At 43.4% G+C, this 18630-nt stretch carries 20 protein-coding genes and 1 tRNA gene; 5 read left to right on the top strand and 16 right to left on the bottom strand.

The window, feature by feature from the left end; all coding sequences use genetic code 11:
• Positions 1-104: 104 nt before the first annotated feature.
• From glgA to AC30SF_RS04645, 7 genes are all read right to left on the bottom strand, one after another.
• A complete protein-coding gene (gene glgA, locus AC30SF_RS04675) occupies positions 105-1547 on the bottom strand; it encodes a glycogen synthase GlgA (RefSeq protein WP_489607714.1) in 1443 nt (480 codons plus the stop codon).
• A gap of 229 nt (positions 1548-1776) precedes the next feature.
• Positions 1777-3087 (bottom strand): glucose-1-phosphate adenylyltransferase, encoded by a 1311-nt coding sequence (gene glgC, locus AC30SF_RS04670; protein ID WP_489607713.1) that lies wholly within the window; start codon positions 3085-3087, stop codon positions 1777-1779.
• Positions 3088-3106: 19 nt separating this feature from the next.
• Positions 3107-5122 (bottom strand): glycogen debranching protein GlgX, encoded by a 2016-nt coding sequence (glgX, locus tag AC30SF_RS04665; RefSeq protein WP_489607712.1) that lies wholly within the window; start codon positions 5120-5122, stop codon positions 3107-3109.
• A 3-nt stretch (positions 5123-5125) separates the two neighbouring features.
• Positions 5126-7315, bottom strand: a complete 2190-nt coding sequence (gene glgB, locus AC30SF_RS04660) for a 1,4-alpha-glucan branching protein GlgB (RefSeq protein ID WP_489607711.1) — start codon at positions 7313-7315, stop codon at positions 5126-5128.
• Positions 7312-7701: a hypothetical protein gene (locus AC30SF_RS04655; protein WP_489607710.1), complete on the bottom strand. Its 390-nt coding sequence runs from the start codon at positions 7699-7701 to the stop codon at positions 7312-7314. The genes glgB and AC30SF_RS04655 overlap by 4 nt, the downstream gene beginning before the upstream one ends.
• 191 nt (positions 7702-7892) lie before the next feature.
• A complete protein-coding gene (fabA, locus tag AC30SF_RS04650) occupies positions 7893-8423 on the bottom strand; it encodes a bifunctional 3-hydroxydecanoyl-ACP dehydratase/trans-2-decenoyl-ACP isomerase (RefSeq protein WP_489607709.1) in 531 nt (176 codons plus the stop codon).
• Between the two features lie 141 nt (positions 8424-8564).
• On the bottom strand, positions 8565-10340 hold the full coding sequence (locus tag AC30SF_RS04645) for an AAA family ATPase (protein ID WP_489607708.1): 1776 nt from the start codon (positions 10338-10340) through the stop codon (positions 8565-8567).
• A gap of 134 nt (positions 10341-10474) precedes the next feature.
• On the opposite strand from AC30SF_RS04645, the gene matP reads away from it, so the two are divergent.
• A complete protein-coding gene (gene matP / locus AC30SF_RS04640) occupies positions 10475-10921 on the top strand; it encodes a macrodomain Ter protein MatP (protein WP_314116878.1) in 447 nt (148 codons plus the stop codon).
• Positions 10922-11124: 203 nt separating this feature from the next.
• Here the strand turns inward: matP and AC30SF_RS04635 are convergent, their stop codons facing one another.
• From AC30SF_RS04635 to AC30SF_RS04610, 6 genes are all read right to left on the bottom strand, one after another.
• Complete coding sequence (locus AC30SF_RS04635) at positions 11125-11427, bottom strand: helix-turn-helix domain-containing protein (protein ID WP_314116879.1); 303 nt, start codon at positions 11425-11427, stop codon at positions 11125-11127.
• A complete protein-coding gene (locus AC30SF_RS04630) occupies positions 11420-11803 on the bottom strand; it encodes a type II toxin-antitoxin system RelE/ParE family toxin (RefSeq protein ID WP_314116880.1) in 384 nt (127 codons plus the stop codon). The genes AC30SF_RS04635 and AC30SF_RS04630 overlap by 8 nt, the downstream gene beginning before the upstream one ends.
• Positions 11804-12309: 506 nt before the next feature.
• The gene (locus AC30SF_RS04625; protein ID WP_314116886.1) at positions 12310-12564 is read right to left on the bottom strand and encodes a tyrosine-type recombinase/integrase; all 255 of its coding nucleotides are present in this window, start codon (positions 12562-12564) and stop codon (positions 12310-12312) included.
• Positions 12524-12724, bottom strand: coding sequence for a tyrosine-type recombinase/integrase (locus AC30SF_RS04620; protein ID WP_314116887.1), 201 nt, complete (start codon positions 12722-12724; stop codon positions 12524-12526). Before AC30SF_RS04620 ends, AC30SF_RS04625 begins: the two co-directional genes overlap by 41 nt.
• A 336-nt stretch (positions 12725-13060) precedes the next feature.
• Positions 13061-13146 (bottom strand) — tRNA-Leu (locus AC30SF_RS04615).
• A gap of 187 nt (positions 13147-13333) precedes the next feature.
• On the bottom strand, positions 13334-14116 hold the full coding sequence (locus tag AC30SF_RS04610; RefSeq protein ID WP_489607707.1) for a Zn-ribbon-containing protein: 783 nt from the start codon (positions 14114-14116) through the stop codon (positions 13334-13336).
• 106 nt (positions 14117-14222) lie between these two features.
• Here AC30SF_RS04610 and AC30SF_RS04605 point away from each other — a divergent pair, with 106 nt between their 5' ends.
• The 4 genes from AC30SF_RS04605 to cspD all read left to right on the top strand — a co-directional run bounded on the left by AC30SF_RS04605 (position 14223) and on the right by cspD (position 15870).
• Complete coding sequence (locus AC30SF_RS04605; RefSeq protein WP_209362467.1) at positions 14223-14540, top strand: YqcC family protein; 318 nt, start codon at positions 14223-14225, stop codon at positions 14538-14540.
• Entirely contained in the window at positions 14534-15244 is a 711-nt protein-coding gene (gene truC, locus AC30SF_RS04600) for a tRNA pseudouridine(65) synthase TruC (RefSeq protein ID WP_489607706.1), read from the top strand. The genes AC30SF_RS04605 and truC overlap by 7 nt, the downstream gene beginning before the upstream one ends.
• A gap of 48 nt (positions 15245-15292) precedes the next feature.
• Complete coding sequence (locus AC30SF_RS04595) at positions 15293-15454, top strand: YoaH family protein (RefSeq protein WP_033002552.1); 162 nt, start codon at positions 15293-15295, stop codon at positions 15452-15454.
• Positions 15455-15660: 206 nt separating this feature from the next.
• Positions 15661-15870: a cold shock domain-containing protein CspD gene (cspD, locus tag AC30SF_RS04590; protein ID WP_489607705.1), complete on the top strand. Its 210-nt coding sequence runs from the start codon at positions 15661-15663 to the stop codon at positions 15868-15870.
• Between the two features lie 284 nt (positions 15871-16154).
• Here cspD and AC30SF_RS04585 read toward each other — a convergent pair whose 3' ends face one another.
• From AC30SF_RS04585 to cas1c, 3 genes are all read right to left on the bottom strand, one after another.
• Positions 16155-16367, bottom strand: coding sequence for a hypothetical protein (locus tag AC30SF_RS04585; protein ID WP_314400881.1), 213 nt, complete (start codon positions 16365-16367; stop codon positions 16155-16157).
• A gap of 852 nt (positions 16368-17219) precedes the next feature.
• Positions 17220-17513: a CRISPR-associated endonuclease Cas2 gene (cas2, locus tag AC30SF_RS04580; RefSeq protein ID WP_003685729.1), complete on the bottom strand. Its 294-nt coding sequence runs from the start codon at positions 17511-17513 to the stop codon at positions 17220-17222.
• Between the two features lie 74 nt (positions 17514-17587).
• Positions 17588-18601 carry a type I-C CRISPR-associated endonuclease Cas1c gene (cas1c, locus tag AC30SF_RS04575; RefSeq protein WP_489607704.1) on the bottom strand — a complete coding sequence of 338 codons (1014 nt, stop codon included), beginning with the start codon at positions 18599-18601 and terminating at the stop codon, positions 17588-17590.
• Positions 18602-18630: the final 29 nt, after the last annotated feature.

The following is an 18630-nucleotide window of genomic DNA, read 5'->3' as shown; positions in this document are numbered from 1 at the left end:
ACATCCTCAGTAAATGAAAAGCGGATGAATTTTAATCATTCAAGATAAAAAAACAACACTCTTCTGCGCAAAGATTATTTTTCTTTACGCAGAACATAGGTGTTTCATGAGTGAGATAAAATTCGTTGATATAAATGTTGGTAGTGGGTTGCAGAGATTTGCCAACTGAAATCTTGTTCCATTGCAGTTACACGAACCGTTGTCCATAAACGTTGTTTTTTCCATAACGCAAACGCTGCCTGCAAGGCATTACGGAGATCCTCGGCCGTTGCGTGAGAGAAAACAAAACCGGTTGCTGTTCGAGCTTGAATATTTTCTGCGGTACTATTGACAACGGTATCCGCTAAACCACCGGTGGCGCGAACAAGAGGTAACGTACCGTATTTTAAACCGTAAAGCTGGGTTAAACCGCAAGGTTCAAAACGGCTTGGGACTAAAATGACATCGCCACCGGCAACCATGAGATGTGACAACGCTTCATCATAGCCAATTTTAACGGCAATATTTTGCGGATAGGTTTCCGCTAATTGACGAATACCGGCTTCTAAGTGCGGTGCGCCTGAACCAAGAATCGCCAACTGTCCGCCCTGTTTAACAATTTCATCCGCGCTTTCTAGCAATAAATCCACGCCTTTTTGTTCTGTTAAACGGGTCACCATGACAAACAATAATGCCTCAGATTGCGCAGGAAGGTGAAAATAAGCCTGTAAATCCGCTTTATTTTTTGCCTTACCTCCCATGTACTTCAACTTGTAATGATGTTGAATATACTGATCGTTCATCGGATGCCAAATTTTTTCGTCCACCCCATTTAGAATGCCCACCAAACGCCCTTCATGATCCAAAGTAGAAAGCAATCCTTGTAAGCCATACGCAAATTCCGGTGTGGTAATTTCTTTTGCATAAGTCGGGCTTACGGCAGTCACTACATCGGAATAATAAAGCCCGGCTTTTAAATAGGAAATTTGGCCAAACAATTCCAAGCCATTCACATGGAACATGCTGTGTGGCAAGCCGATTTCAACTAAATGGCGATAATCAAATTGCCCTTGATACGCCAAATTATGAATAGTGAAAACCGATTTAGCCGGACGACCTTTATTAAATAAATAGGCTGCCGTTAAACCAGCATGCCAGTCATGGGCATGAACCACGTCAGCGCGCCACCAGTAATCTAATCCGGTGGACAACTCCGCCCCCACCCAGCCTAATAATGCAAAACGTTTATAGTTATCGCCATAATCATTGTAATAGCCATCATGATACGGATTGCCTTCCCGTCCATACAAGTGCAGTGCGTCAATAAGATAAACGCCAACGCCATGATATTCACCGTAACGCAAAACAATGTGGCCGGCAAAATTATCCCATTCCGCAACAACTGACGTATTTGGAATGCCCGCCGCAATCGCCGGATACGCCGGCAACAAAATACGCGCATCAATACCAATTTCTTTTTGAGCAAAGGGCAATGCCCCCATCACATCGGCTAATCCGCCGGTTTTCAGTAAAGGATATAACTCCGAGCAAACGTGCAATACTTTCATTTTATTTACCTAATATGGCACCAAAATGGCACCGAAGATGACGCGCGTTTTCTAACGCGTGCCGTTATAAACAATTCTGTTACAGGCACAAGCGAAGACGCTTGCGCCTGCATTTGCCTTCTTAAAGTGCGGTCACAAAATCCAAAGGATTTTGAACGTTGGCTTTGCCAACGGCTCCGAAGGAGCGAGTAAAAATCAAAACGTGTTGAAAACAGACCGCACTTTCACGTTAGTCTAAATGTTCTTCCGAGAACACATCTTGTCCTTCTAATTTTTTCAACATAGACGGTGTGACTAAAATCACTTTGCCGGTTGAACTGATACGGAAACGTTTACTGTCCAATTCACGATCCACACCAATTTGCATACCGTCCGGAATGACACAATGGCGATCCACGATACAATGTTTCAATATGCAATTTTTGCCAATCGTCACTTCAGGCAAGATCACAGAATGATCAATCACAGAACCTTCGTTAATTTTAATCCGATCAAATAACACAGAATAGCTGATTGATGCATCAGTAATGACACAACCGCCGCCAATAAGAGAGTTATCCACCGGCTTAACATTGGCATTTTTATAAAAGAATTTAGACGGATAGGCTTGCACCGGGTTACCGCGAATCGGCCAAGTTTGGTCATAAATATCTAATTGCGGATGTTCAGACACCAAGTCGATATTCGATTGCCAGAAGCTGTCTAATGTCCCCACATCGCGCCAATAAATATCGCCTTCCGTGTTACGTCCCATGCAGGAACGACTAAACGGATGGGCGTATAACGTGCCTTCTTCCAAACATTTCGGCAATACGTCTTTACCAAAGTCATGAGAGGTGCAAGGCGTGTTCACTTCTTTATTTAGCATTTCATAAAGATAATCCGCATTAAACACATAAATCCCCATGGATGCCAATGAAGTTTCCGGTTTGCCCACCATTGCCGGTGGATCTTTTGGTTTTTCTACGAACGCTTTCACTTTTAGATTTTCGTTGACTGCCATCACGCCAAATTCATGGGCCTCGGAGCGTGGCACTTCAATACAACCCACGGTACATTTTGCCCCACTGGCGACATGATCTAACAACATTTGGCTATAGTCTTGTTTATAAATATGGTCGCCGGCAAGAATGAGAATATATTTCGGTTTGTAGTGATCTCGAATAATCGCCATGTTTTGATATACCGCATCGGCTGTGCCACGATACCACGTGGAATCATCAATTTGTTGGCGCGCCGGGAGCATATCAATGAATTCACCCCGTTCTTGTGGCAAGAAAGACCACCCTTTTTGTAAATGACGTAATAAAGAGTGTGCAGCATATTGTGTGACAACCCCAATACGATTTAAGCCGGAATTAATACAGTTGGACAACGCGAAATCGATGATTCGGCGATTTCCCCCAAAATACAGTGCCGGTTTTGCACGTTTATCCGTTAATTCGTGCAGGCGTGAGCCACGACCACCTGCTAAAATCAGCACAAGCGTATTTTTGACTAAATCATATTTGTTAGGAAGTTGGGAAAGACCGTTTTTCATAATAAACTCCGTTATTTTTTTAATTATCCATATTTTCCAACACACAAAACGCCATACCACCCACTTCAACTTGCTGTTGTTGAATCGTTAAGTTTGTTGTTCCTGCCTTAGCTTTCCATTGGCCATTTATCTCGTTTGGCAATGTAAAAGACTGCGGTTCTGCTTTCGCATTGATTAAGAAAAGCCATCGCTGATCTAATACCACTTGCAGCGCCTTGCTTTCCCGATGATGCCAATCTTCGACTTGCATTGATTTCCCTTCAATGTTGAGCCAAGTGACATTTTCATCTGACCACCAAACATCCCGTTGCAAACTTTGAATTTGTTTTCGTGTTGCAATCAGTTGTTTGGTCAAGTCAAATAATTCCTGATTGAAATCCTGCCATTTCAGCCATGTGATTTCATTATCCTGACAATAGGCGTTATTGTTACCGAATTGCGTGTTGCCGAATTCGTCACCGGCAAGCAACATTGGTGTGCCGTTGCCCAATAACAAACTTGCCAATAATCCGCTTTGCGCTAAAACGCGCTGATTTTCTACCGCACTTTGGTGCTCGTCATTTCGATCTAATTGACTGCCTTCAATGCCATGGTTGTAACTGTAATTTTCATTGCGACCATCGCGATTATCTTCGCCGTTGGCTTCGTTATGTTTATGGTTATAACTGACCAAATCGCGTAACGTAAAACCATCGTGAGCAGTAATAAAATTCAGGGTGGTGTGTGGCAAGCGTGTTTCTCGCTTGAACAGATCACTTGAGCCGGCAAAACGTTCGGCAAATGCGCCCACTTCCCCACTTTTCCATAACCAAAAACGACACATATCATCACGGAAGCGGTCGTTCCATTCGGCAAAATAATGGGGAAAACGCCCTAATTGATAACCGTAATGACCAATATCCCAAGGCTCGCTGATGAATTTCACCTGCTGCAAACTCGGCGTTTGCGCAATATCCTCAAACAGTTTGGCGTGCGGGTTGAAATCCGGCGACTCACGCCCTAACACCGTGCCTAAATCAAAACGGAAACCATCTACATGGCATTCTTCCACCCAATAACGAAGGCAATCCACTACCCATTTGCGGGTGATGTCATTGGCGAGGTTCAGCATATTGCCGCAACCTGTCCAGTTAATATATTCGCCTTGCTCGTTTTGCCAATAATACGTCCGATCATCAATGCCACGTTGGCTAAAGGTTGGGAACGGTTTTTCCGATTCTGCCGTGTGGTTAAATACCACATCTAAAATTACTTCAATGCCCGTTTCATGTAACGCTTTCACCATGCTTTTGAATTCATATAACGGGTTTTCACGGTTTTCTCCGGAACAATACTTTGGCTCTACGGCAAACATTGCCAACGGGTTATAACCCCAATAATTTTGTAATCCTTTTTCTTGCAAGTGCGGTTCGTTTACGTGGTAATTAATTGGCAACAACTCCACTGCCGTAACACCTAATTCTTTTAAATACGCCACACTTTGCGGTTGCGCCAAACCGGCATAAGTTCCGCGTAATTTTTCAGGGAGATCTGCACGTAATTGGCTAAAGCCTTTTACGCTGAGTTCATAAATTATCGTCTCAGCCCAAGGCGTTTTCGGGGCTTTATCGTGTTGCCAGTCAAATGCCGTCTCAATGATTTGACCTTTCGGCGCAAATTCAGCGTTATCTCGTGGATCATTTAACTGAAAAATCGACCGCACTTCTGCCGAACTTAAATCCGGTTTACCCACCACGGCTTTTGCATAAGGATCAAGCATAAGCTTGTTTGGATTGGCTAAAGTGCGGTCATTTTCGGCGGTGATTCTAAAACCGTACTGCGTCCCCTGAGCTACGCCACTAAGCGCAATATGCCAAACATTTTCGCTACGATGCATAGCAAAACGCTGCTCTTTTTTGCCGTTCTCGAACAGACACAACTCCACGGCATCCGCCACAGAAGAATACAGCGCAAAGTTAGTGATTTGCTCGCCGTTTTCTTCATGTTGGCTATAACCGAACGGATAAGCCTTGCCCTGATTTTTTACTGCAACCATGCTTTATCCTTGGTATTTCAAATAGAGGGTTGCCAATGGCGGAATAGAAACAGAAATAGAATGATCTCGTCCGTGGCTTGGGATTGCCTCACTTTCCACTGCACCGCAATTGCCAAGATTTGAACCTTCGTAAAAGGATGAATCCGTATTTAAAATTTCGTGATATTGACCGGCAACATTCACGCCAATGCGATAATCATGACGTGGCACCGGCGTAAAGTTACTGATCACAATAATGCGCTCGCCTTTGCTGCTACGTCGTTCAAAGGCAAATACAGAGTTTTGCGCATCATCCACGACCAACCAATCGAAACCTTGCGGATCAGAATCCAGTTCAAAGAGCGGTGCGTTTTCGCGATAAATTTTATTGAGGTCTTTCACCAACTGTTGCATACCGATGTGCCATCTTCCGCCGATGGATTCATCCAATAAGAACCAATCTAGACTTTCGCGGTAATTCCATTCACGGCCTTGGGCAAATTCATTTCCCATGAACAATAATTTTTTACCCGGATAGCCCCACATATAACCGTAATAAGCGCGTAAGTTCGCGAATTTTTGCCACGCATCCCCCGGCATTTTACCGATTAAGGAACATTTGCCATGCACCACTTCGTCATGAGAAAGTGGTAATACAAAGTTTTCGCTGTATTGATACACCATGCCGAAAGTCATTTGGTTGTGGTGATATTGGCGATAGATCGGATCTTTTTCCATGTAAGAAAGGGTGTCATTCATCCAGCCCATATTCCATTTGAAATTAAAGCCTAAGCCCCCCTTTTCGGTTGGATGTGTTACACCGGCAAACGAGGTTGATTCTTCCGCAATGGAAACCGCCCCTTGCACTTCACTATGAATTTTCCAGTTGGTGTGTTTTAAGAATTCAATGGCTTCTAAATTTTCCCGTCCGCCGTATTGGTTCGGAATCCATTCGCCTTCGGCACGGCTGTAATCACGATAAATCATGGAGGCCACCGCATCGACACGAATACCGTCAATCCCGAAACGCTCAATCCAATATAAGGCGTTACTGGACAAGAAGTTTTTCACTTCGTTGCGACCATAGTTGTAAATGAGCGTGTTCCAGTCTTGATGGAATCCTTCGCGCGGATCGGCATGTTCATATAATGCCGTGCCGTCAAAAGCCACTAAACCATGGGTATCGCTTGGGAAATGACCCGGTACCCAGTCCAAAATTACGTTAATGCCGGCTTCATGGGCACGTTCAACTAAACGTTTAAACCCTTCCGGTGTACCAAAACGGCTGGTTGGAGAATACAGGCCTAGTGGTTGGTAGCCCCAAGAACCGTCAAACGGGAATTCGGAAAGCGGTAAAAACTCAATGTGTGTAAAGCCCATTTCTTTTACATAAGGAATCAATTCATCGCCGATTTGGTCGTAATCTAGCCAGAAGTTATTTTCTAAATTACGGCGCCAAGACCCTAGGTGCACTTCATAAATGGAAATCGGTTGATCCCATTGGTTGGCTTTACGGCGGGCTTCTGTCATTGGCACAATGTCCGGTAACGCACTAATTTGTGACGCTGTATCAGGACGTAACTGTGAACTGAAGGCATAAGGGTCGGCTTTTAAGCGCAAATTGCCGTGGCAATCAATTAATTCGAATTTATACAACTGCCCTAATGCGACTTTCGGTAGGAATAATTCCCATACGCCGCTTGCCGGATGTAAGCGCATCGGATGGCGGCGACCGTCCCAATAGTTGAAATCTCCCACCACAGAAACCCGTTTAGCATTCGGTGCCCACAAACGGAAATTCACACCGGAAACACCATCACATTCGATAAAATGCGCACCTAACACTTCATACGGACGCAAGAATGAGCCTTCAGCTAAAAGCCATTCATCCAAATCATTCATCATCAAATGATAACGGTAAGGGTCTTCAAGGATTTGCGATTCCTTGCCCCAATACACTTGTAATTGATAAGCAAAGAAATCATGGGTTTGTGGCACAACGCCGGCAAAAAAACCTCTGTCATCTAAGCAATCCAATTCACAGACGGTGTCTTGATTTTCTTTATCAATGACGCTGACACGACACGCATCCGGCAATAAAGCACGAATTTCAATGCCGTTATCGGTTTCGTGCATACCCAATACGGAAAAAGGATCCGAATGTGTTCCATCAAAGAATTGATTAATCACGGATTGTGCAACGAGTTGAGTCATAATAAATCCTCGCTAAGCTCTGCGGGCTTAATAAATGAAGAGAAAAGGAACGCGATTTGCATATTGCTCAACGCCAATAAACAGGGCAAATTGAATGGTAAAAGCGCGTGTTGGTGAATCGGAAAGGTTTCTCTTTGACGAGAAGCTGAAAGGTTTAAGCGATGATGAGGGAATGATAATATGAATAAAACAAGAGAGATACGTGTGAAAGCCTCATAAGATACTGCGTTTATCCGATGACTTGGCAGTTGCCAAAGTGCGGTGAAATCATGCCGTGTTTCCGGAGGGGCATAAATCAAACGCGCGTCTATCAGTAAATGCGCTAAATGAGAAGAAGAAACACCGATTGCTTCGGCAATTTGTGCTGGAGAATTGAAAACTTGCATACGGCACCTACAACTAAAATACAGCCTAAAACTAACGCTTTATGAGTATTCTAGAAGAGGCAGAAAGAATTACAACGCTTTTAGTTGAAATTAGTGATCTCCGTCAAAAAATCACGTGACATCAATGACATCTTATTAAAACAAAAGCGAGATCCTTCGATCTCGCTTTCTCATTTTATATCGTTTCGCTGTTAAAAACTGGAAGTATCTTGGAATAAACCGACTTTCAAATCTGTTGCGGTGTAGATAACACGACCGTCCACCTCTACTTCGCCGTCTGCCATGCCCATCACTAATTTGCGGTTGATAACACGTTTCATATTAATGCGATAAACCACTTTTTGGGCGGTTGGCAGAATTTGCCCAGTGAATTTCACTTCGCCAACACCTAACGCACGACCTTTGCCTTTGCCACCGACCCAACCAAGGAAGAAGCCGACTAATTGCCACATGGCATCTAAGCCTAAACAGCCCGGCATAACGGGATCGCCGATAAAATGACAAGCGAAAAACGGTAAATCAGGATGGATGTCAAGTTCGGCTTCAATGTAACCTTTACCAAATGTACCACCATCTTCAGTCATTTTCACAATACGATCCATCATTAGCATAGTTGGCGCAGGAAGTTGTGGACCTTCTTTACCAAACAGTTCTCCACGTCCGGAGGCTAATAAATCTTCGTAAGAATAACTGTCTTTAATGTTTGGTGTACAAGTGTTCATTATTAAAATCCTATAAAAAGTCAATGTGTTGTTAAAATATAAACGTTGCGCGGATTCTAACAAAGCCTCACTACATTTAGAATAGCTAACACTTGTACGCCTAACTTGTCCGATCAGTTAATTTTTAATGGCAATTTTGAATTAATGGCTTTTGCGGGAAAACAACAAATCCCAAAAACCCTCTCGATGTGACTGCCGATCGGCATATTGATTAATGCGTTGATGAATTAAGCGAGCCAATGGCAGGGTATCCGGTGTATAGTCTTTATCATCTTGTTCCACTAAGTCACGTTGTAACAAAATTTCACAGGCCTGATCCACGGCTTCTACGGGATAGATAAAAAATGTCTGATTTTTCACCGCACTAATCACGGCTTCAGATAAACTCAGTTGATTCACCACGGCACTCGGAATAATCACACCCTGTTTACCGGTCAGTCCGCGACGCTGACAAATGGTAAAAAAGCCTTCAATTTTTTCATTTACGCCCCCAACAGAATGCACCAAGCCAAACTGATCGATCGCTCCCGTGATAGCAATAGATTGTGGTAATGGCAAATCGGACAAGGCGCTGACCAACACACAAAAGCCGGCTAAAGATGCGCTGTCGCCATCAATTTCGCCGTAAGATTGCTCAAAAACTAAGGAAGCCGAAAACGGCAACTGAGAAGGCAATTCTAAAATATTTGCTAAACAGGCTTCTGCAATTAAAATGCCTTTGCTGTGAATATTCCCCGCCAATTCGGTTTTGCGCTCCACGTCTACGACTTCACCATCACCATATTGCACAATACAACTAATCCGAGAAGGCTCACCAAAAACTAACGGCGTCCCCGGATATTCAATGACAGACAACCCGTTAATCTGCCCCACCATTTCGCCTTCGGTCGCCACATAAATTTGTTCCTGCAAAATGCTGTCGTACGTTTGTTCACGCAAAAAGCCAAATTGCTCTGCTTTATGTAAAAAATAACGCTCAAAATCCACCGCACTTAAGGAGGTGGACTGCGTTAAAAGAGCCGTCTCCGTCAAGATATTTTTTAACATCAACGGCGAGATATTAATCAATTCACGATTTTCACTGTCACGTACCAATAATTGATAAAGTTTATTAAAGCCGCTCAAATCCAACATCGGCAATTGATGTTGTTGCGCTACGGACTGAACATAACCCATCCATTGTTGCTGTTGCTCCGCATTGGCAACACGGCAATAACTCTCGATTTCCGCATAATCCGCCAAATGATAAAGATCTTCTTCCAACTCTTCCAATGTTGCCAATTCTGTACGATTGCCTAAGACAATGACTTTTAACCGCAACGGATAACTTGGAATGTCACAAGGCAAGGTTTTAAATGGATGTGCGGAATACCAGTTAAACACGCCGGTGGTGAGAATATGTTTGAGTCGTTGCCATAAATCAAATTGCGCCAATAATGCGCCGGCAGTGACAATTAAAACACCGCTATTCACCTGATGAACTAAGCCTGGATTCAGCTGAATGTCGTGCGAGGTCGCGTGAATTTTCACGGAGCCAAATAACTGAAACTGATCGAAATATAATGCGGTTACCACTCTTTTTTGCGCAGCAAAATTGTCGTTATAAGACTGCACCGGTTCGGCTGAAATACGAGGAAAAGAAAAAGAATCCCCTTGTTCAATCACATATTGCACGCCACACAACTCCGGCTCGGGCTTTTCTGATTGAATCAATTGTTCCAATAACGGCACATATTCTGCCTGATCATCTGCTTTAAGCACCAATAAAGTGCGGTAGGAATTTTTAATGAAATGACGAATCGCTTTTTCTGCGCGAGGTTGTAATGCAAAAAAATCTTGAGAATGTGAAGGGATTTCCGACACGCTCAATGTCGGACGAAGTTCCTGCCAAGGCAAAGTATTATAAGATGAAGACACGACGACTCTCTAAGTTAAAGGTTATTTGGCAACATTATCGCATATTTATGCGTATCGAGGAAAATTTGCTGGAAAATCCGCCATAAAAAGCGTATAGTTACGCAGTTACCACGTCACTAAAATCATGTAAAAAAATGAAATATCAAAAGTTAGAAAATCAAGAAGCGCATTGGAAGTGGGTCTATTTAACCAAAAAAGCCCGTGAAGGGGAAAATATCACCCGTTACATGGAAAAAAGTTTACAAGAAGACATTGTAAAACAACTCATCGACTGCCAAAACTACCCGCAAAAAATTGAAGAATGGATAAAAACCCATTTAGCGCCAGAATTGGTGACTAAACTCGATCAAGCCATCCGCGCCAGAAGAAAGCGTTTTTTTAATGCTGAAAAACAATCTACCAAGAAAAAATCCATTGATTTGGAATATGCCGTTTGGCTACGTTTATCTAAATATTCACGTAAAATGAAAATGACGCTCTCAGAAACCATCATGTATATGATTGATGAGCGTGAGAAAAAAGCGCTATACGAAAGCCAAATGTCCGCCATGAAAGCCGGATTAAAAGATTTATTAAAATAAATAGAGGCAATTTATGGTGCAAATTCACTTCATTTATGTGATAAAAAGCACATTATATGTAGAAGATCAGACGTAAATGGGTAGTCTTACAGATTAAATAATCCGTATTTTTGGCGATGTGGGCAGAAAGTGCGAGTGGGTTGAGGTGTGGAATTTAGCGCAACAAAAAAGCAAGCACGGTGGGCTTGCTTTTTTATGTAGGATTAGACGAGGATTTCAATGCCTTTGTGTTGCACGAGAGTTAAAAGTTTTAGTGCTGTGCCCGTGGGTTTTTTGACACCCCGCTCCCATTCAGAGATCATGTTTTTGCTCACGTTGAGATAGTGGGCGAACACGGTTTGCGAAACCCGTTCTTTTTCGCGAATGGCTTTAATTTCGTCTGGCGTAAAAGCAGGCACCGGCGTTAAACACAATTCATCAAATTTTTTCATCGTTTTTTTATCTATCAATCCGGCCTCATGCAAATCTGCCGCATTTTCATGGATCATTGCTAAGATTTCACTCATTTTTTCCCTCCGGTAATACTTCAATAAACAACCCGTTTTTCACTTGTGATTCAATTTGCTGCGGTGTTAACTTGGCGTAGGCTTTCGCCAATTCTTTCAACGCCATTAATTCTTGCGCCGAAATATTGTCACGGGTATTTTTGCTGATAACAGCGACAAAATAGCTGTTTTCATTGAGCCTATAAACAATAAAGGAACGGAAACCACCACTGCGCCCCTGACCTTCTCTTGCAATGCGTTGTTTGATGATGTTGCCGCCCAAATCGGCATCGATCAAACCTTGCTCCGCGCGCATGACCGCATCAAACAGATCATCATCGGTGATGTGGTTTTTCTGCGCGAATTTATCAAAGGCTTTGGTTTTAAATATTCTCATTGGCTGTGATTGTTGTCACCTTTAAGAGTATATTAGCAAAATTAGATACTGGCTTCAACAAAAAGGGCTTGCGGCGACATCTAGGTCTTTCTATGTACTTTGCACCGATGAAAGTAAGTTAGTAAACAATTTCACGGCTTTTTCAATCCAGCCGACGACCACGCCGAATAAATTCCCATGCGATTTGAATTTTTTAAGTACCTGCCCCCCTCCGTGATTTTAATCCTTCCCAGAAGCCACCGAAGAAGGCTTTGACTTATCCAGTATTTGTAGATCAAATGCCATTGCCATAAAAGCGTCCCGTAGGAGAAAGAAGCATTAGTAATAGTTTAAGTAGTGAAAGTAGCCATCTTGCAATTGTTCCTCCCACACCGCTAATTTGCCCTGCAAATTTCGGTGAAAAGATGTTGAGTTTGCTTACCCCAAGAAATAAGTGATCTTCACCTTAAAAGTTAGACTCAACAATCAACAATTGAGGAACAGATCAAATCGACCGCACTTTTTATTTATCCTAATAAATTAGCCACCTCGGACATATCGGGCGCACAATATGTATTGAGTAAAATCCTTATATCTCTATGCCCATTAATCTTTGTCTTTGCAAGCGTCATCACATCCACTTTTTTAGACAAGTGGCTCAACGCTTCCCGTCGAGTGTCGTGAAAATGTAAATTCGAATCTTCCAAGCCTGCTTTTTCTTTTATTTGACGGAAGACAGCATCAAGCGATGTGTGATTGCAATTGGAATATATGATGATCATCAACAGATTTTACTTGTACAAGATGATTGATAATCTCTATCGCTTTGCTTGAAAGCGGCACTTCTCTCGGATAACCGTTTTTTGATGTAGGGATATGCAATAGACGTTGTTTTAAGTTGAGATTTTCCCAAGTGGCATTACAGATTTCGCCAGTACGCATGGCAGTTTCAATGGCAAACAAAATTGTCGCGCCCACGAGGTTAATTTACACACGCCAACCGCTATTTTTTCGGCTAATTGTCGCCATTTTAACCACCTAAACACACACCAAAAATCAGGCACAAACATGGGAGCAAAATAGGCTCAATCTCCCGTTTCTGTGATCGCTTGCGATCATATAAAAACAATAAACTGAATGTAAACTACTGTCAATATATACAGTAAAAAGAATCTTCAAATGAAGCTTATAGAATTGTAAGTCATTGATTTTAATGGCTAAATAGCAAAGAAAAAGCCGCTTTAAAAAGCGGCTTTATTTTTTTATGAAACTTATCATTGGTGCCTAGGGTCGGACTCGAACCGACACGTTTATTCAACGGCGGATTTTGAATCCGCTGCGTCTACCAATTTCGCCACCCAGGCAACACTGATAAGTTTTCTTGTTAAGAACGGATGCCGATTATAAGGATTTATCTCGTTGTTGCAAGCAAAAAATCTCGTCATGTATTTAATTGCTCAAATTTTAACTTTATCGATACTCCCAAGGCCACTTTTTCTCACCCTTCATCGCACGCTCACCAATGATTTCAGCCTCCTGTTACAATGAGGGTCATTGCCAGTGCCATGAAAGATTGGAAACAAGACGGCAGTGATCGCATTTAAAATATAAGAAGTCAAACAGTGGTTGCTCCAGCGTCCACGGCCGTTTGCATAAGGGGCAATGGGAGTCTAACTCGGCTTCTCGGCTTTCTCCGCCGATTCGATACAAATAATAGTATGTGGGAATGCCACTTTGGCGAGTGATTTCTTGAGCGAGGTAATAGCCATGTTTGAACAATGGAGTTTGCGTATTGCTAATTTGCGCCAAAGCCTCTTGTTCTAACACCGAACCATTCATTTGCAACTGATCACACGCCTGCCAATTTTCTTGCCACTTGATCATATCCATTGCCAAGTGTGGTATGTTTTTTAGCTGTTTATATAACGGAATCGGTTGCAACGTATCACCGCTATGTAAAGGGGAACAAGACTGCAAATAGGTCGTATAGAGTAATTGCCAAGAAGGCGGTTCTGTTGCGGTCATGTCGGAATTAAGATCTTCCGCAACGATTTGAAAACTCTCGAAAAACACACCGCACTTTTCTGCTTCTAGAAGGGCTTGTGTGACCGGCTGATTGTTAAATTCCGCTAATAATGAAGTTTGCTCAGGACAAGTCACACGCACTGCCAAGCCTTGTTGATTTTCCTGCTCGGCAAGAAATTGTGGAATTTCACGTCCAATAATCTGCCCGTTATAACGCCATTGTTCAATTACTTGATTAACGCAATAGGCTTGTTTTTCCAATGAAAAATCACTCGACTGGAGAGAAAAGAAGGCTTCAATTAAATACATAATGGATCACGTTAATATAAAAATTGAAATTTTACACGAAATTTGTGTAACTGGCGCAAAAGCATGAAATCTTCTACAATGACGCGCTTATTTTATGAGGTGTTTTATGCATCAACAAACTCGATTACATTTACAACATTTACAGCATACGATGACACGTTTGGCATTATGGCAAAGTATGCCGCCAAACGCAGAGGCTTTTTTAAGCGAACAACCTTTTGCACTGGATACAATGCAGCCAACAGAATGGCTGCAATGGATTTTTATTCCACGTATGTACGCCCTATTGGAAAGTCAGGCGCCCTTGCCAAGCCAAATTGCGATTAGCCCTTATTTAGAAGAGGCATTGAAAGAAGAAGATTATTTGGCGGAACTATTAATCCCGATCATAGAAATTGAAAAGCTGCTGCAACAACCATGTTAGAGATTTTATATCAGGATGATGTATTGGTCGCCGTAAACAAACCGGCGGGAATGTTGGTACATCGCAGTTGGCTTCATCGCCATGAAACCCAATTTGTGATGCAAACCTTACGCGATCAAATCGGGCAGCGCGTTTATCCGATTCATCGCTTAGATCGTCCGACCTCCGGCGTTCTGCTGTTTGCCTTAAACAGTGAAATAGCGAATATGTTATGCCAACAGTTTGAGCAAAAACAAATAGAAAAGCAGTATCTCGCGGTAGTGAGAGGATATGTGACAGGGCATGGCGAAATTGATTATCCGCTCAAGGTTCAGTTAGATAAAATTGCCGATAAATTCTCCCAACCGGATAAAGCACCACAAAGTGCGGTCACTTTTTACGAAGGATTGCAGACCGTGGAAATGCCTTACGGTGTAGGGCGCTATGCCACTTCCCGTTATTCTCTTGTGCGTTTAATTCCGCAAACCGGACGTAAGCATCAGTTGCGTCGTCACATGAAACATATTTTTCACCCCATTTTAGGGGATACACAATATGGCGATTTGCATCAAAATCGTGCATTAATGGAACACACCGGCTGCGCCCGTTTACTGTTACACGCAGAAAAATTAACCTTTGTTCATCCATTGACTCAACGTCCGATGACAATTCAAGCTGGACTGGATGCGCAATGGCAAAATCTCATTCAGACTTTTCAATGGTAAAAACATTGCAAAAAATCACCGCACTTTTAAATGAAAGGAAAGACAAAAATGCTAGACAACGATTTGCTAAATCTCACCCATGAACAGCAACAACGTGCCGTTGAAAAAATTCAAGAACTCATGGCGCAAGGCATTGGCAGCGGAGAAGCTATTGCCTTAGTGGCAAAACAATTACGGGAACAGAATAAAAATACACAAAATCACAAATAATTCGCCATCAAAGAAGAAAAGCTGAAGGGTTTTTGCACATTATTTTATGAATTTTTGTGATCTCTGTTTGATTTTGAAACTTTTCTTATTGCATACACAGTAAATTTATTTAAAGATGATCACCAGCAAATTAAGGTGATAGGGCTGTATGTCTTATTGAAGTAAATGTGGTTCGAGAAGAACTAAAACCATAAGAGGTGTAAATTATGGAAGTTGGTGTTGTTAAATGGTTTAATAATGCAAAAGGATTTGGCTTTATTTCTGCAGAAGGCAGTGATACCGATATTTTTGCACACTATTCTATTATTGAAATGGAAGGCTACCGCTCTCTAAAAGCAGGTCAAAAAGTACAATTTGAAGTCATTCACGGCGACAAAGGTTCCCACGCTACAAAAATTATCCCGATAGCAGAATAATAATTCATTCTCCCAAATAGAATCTATTTAATCTAAAGGCTAAGTTTAATACAGGACTTGGCCTTTTGATTAAAGACTCCCCTGCTCTACACCATAACGGTGACATGTTCATTAAAATTTAATAGCAAAAAATACATTAAGGAAATCAGAGGCTATCGGTTAAATCTTATGTTACGTAGAAAATTAAAATACAACGCCATTATCCCTATTATCCATCAATAAATCGCACAGCAATATCATGCTCATCATACGGTACTCAGCGCATCTTAAAGTGCGGTCAACTTTTAAAGTTTCGAGCCGATAATCAAAAGCAGTATGACATCTTTAGGATTGCGGAAGAAAGCAATAACACCAAGGATGACAAGGTACGAAAATGTGCCGAAAAACACCACCTGAATCAATGTCGCTGAACCAAACAACATAAATAACAAACCGATTTCATACGGCAACAACACAACCACCCAACCAATCCAATGGACATCAATGTCTTTATCCATAAAGGTTACCTCATGGCAGATAATTTAACATTCACATTTAAGATTAAGTTCAACACTAACCTTGAACTAAAGCAAAACGATTTTAAAACGTTTAAACGCAACTGACAACGCAAGACTTAGAAAATGTAATATCCCTCGTAGCGTGCAACTTGTTGCACGAAAACATGGCTCACAGAACGCGCAGAGGCAAATGCACTTAGGGATAGCTACCCGAAAGAGCGAAAACTCATTTCAACAAACAGCCGCGTGAAGGTGGCTGCAAGCACCGCAAAGCGACATCGGCAAATTGCTGATGGTTTCAACACACAGCCGCGCGAAGGCGGCTGCTGTCAGGGGCAACAGCAAGAAATAAAAGTATCGGCGTTTCAACACACAGCCGCGCGGAGGCGGCTGCATAACTTGCAGACCGTCTTTTTTACCGTCCGGAATATGTTTCAACACACAGCCGCGCGAAGGCGGCTGCGGAAATTAAATTATGAAAACAATCACTTTTTCAGTTTCAACACACAGCCGCACGAAGGCGGCTGCATGATTTTGTGGGTGATTTATCTCCGGAAGCAAGAGTTTCAACACACAGCCGCGCGAAAGCGGCTGCCCTTAAAACAGCGACCATCAGCCACAAAGTGGTAAAAGTTTCAACACGCAGCCGCCTGAAGGCGGCTGAGCCTCTCTCAAAAGTCTTGCTCCATCAGGTTTCGCAGCCCCGATTTCGCTAAGCTCCCAAGAAAAGCGCGAGCGCGAGTATAACACAGCCTCTTCCGTTACACCCGCATTCGCAATATCCTGATTGTTAAAGAACAATCCCAATTCGCCAACCCTGCCGCATTTTCATGAGAACTGCAGGTTGGCGATTCACACAATCAACGTATCCTTAAACACATCCACCGCTGGTTTTGCGCCGTGGTGTTCCACTTTGCGCCGCCATTTGCTGCCCAGATGGTAAAAGCGCAGGCTGTCGGTTTCGGGGTTGTAGGTTTTCAAAAGTTTGTCTTTTAAAACAACCCACTGGTCGGGCGCAATGTCGCATTCGAACACTGAATACTGCACGCGCACACCGTAGTCCAAACACAATTTTGCCACGCGCCGCAGCCTTGCCTGTCCTTCCGCGTCTTCCAGCGAAATATCGTAAGTAATCAGCATCAGCATTTTGTATTCCCATGTGCAGGCTGCTTTAAAAGTCGTCTGAAAACATCCAGCCTATTTTTGGACGACCTGCTAACCTATCTCATCAAAAACGGCGGATATTCCGCCAGATCCCCACGCAAATGGCGCGCCAGCAGCATTGCCTGAATATACGGCAGCAAACCGATTTCCACTTCTTCACCCAAAAATGGATGCACAATTTTCTCCTGCTTTTTCGCCTGCAAAGCTTGGAACAAGAGCTTACGCGCATCGGCTTTTAAGCTCACCGCACCGCTTGCCTCGGTAACAAAATCCTGCGGTTTAATTTGCCCTCGGTTAATCAGCGACAACACCAACCTGTCCGCCCACCACGCACGGAATTCTTCCAAAATATCCTGCGCCAAGCTGTCGCGCCCCGGTCGGTCGGCGTGCAGAAAGTCCACCTGCGGATCCAGCCCCACGCCTTGCAGCGCGCCGCTGATGTCCTTGCCTAACAGACTGTACACAAACGACAACAGCGCGTTCACCCCGTCTCTGGGCGGACGGCGGTTGCGCCCGTCAAAAGAAAAGCCGCTTTTTTCGCTCAAAAGCTGCCCGAACACGCCAAAATAACGCGCCGCCGCATCGCCCTCAATACCGCGCACCACGTCCAGCTCCACCGCGCCCTTCAACTGCCGCAGCGAAATGTTCAAAGCATCGACCGCACTTTGAATCGCCGCATTCTCGCCGTAATTGCGAATCTGCCGCTGAAGCACCCGCTTACTCGCCTGAATCTTCGCCACAATGATATTGCGCGCAATCGGCACAGGATTTTGCTCCGACACCCGATACTGCGCCCGACGCAACAGCACATTACCGCTCTGCCGTCCCTGAAGCCGTCCCAAATAACGCCCATTTTCGGTAAAAAACGCCAAATTCACATTATTTTCGCCGCAAAACCCCAGCAAAAACGGCGACACCAGCACATTCCCAAAACAGAAAATATGCCCGATGGAATGCACCGGCAACTGCGCCACCTTCTTACGCTCCTGCTCCACCACCAGCGTCTCCCGCTCCTTATGCAGATAGCTGCCTTGGGTGGTGATATAGAGCGTGTTTTGCAGTTTGCGCATGGGAGACTCCTTGGGGTTTGACCGCAGTT

The organism is Aggregatibacter valvarum (assembly GCF_980468985.1).
The sequence above is the reverse complement of the archived record's forward strand: the minus strand, read 5'-3'. Positions and strand labels throughout refer to the sequence as shown.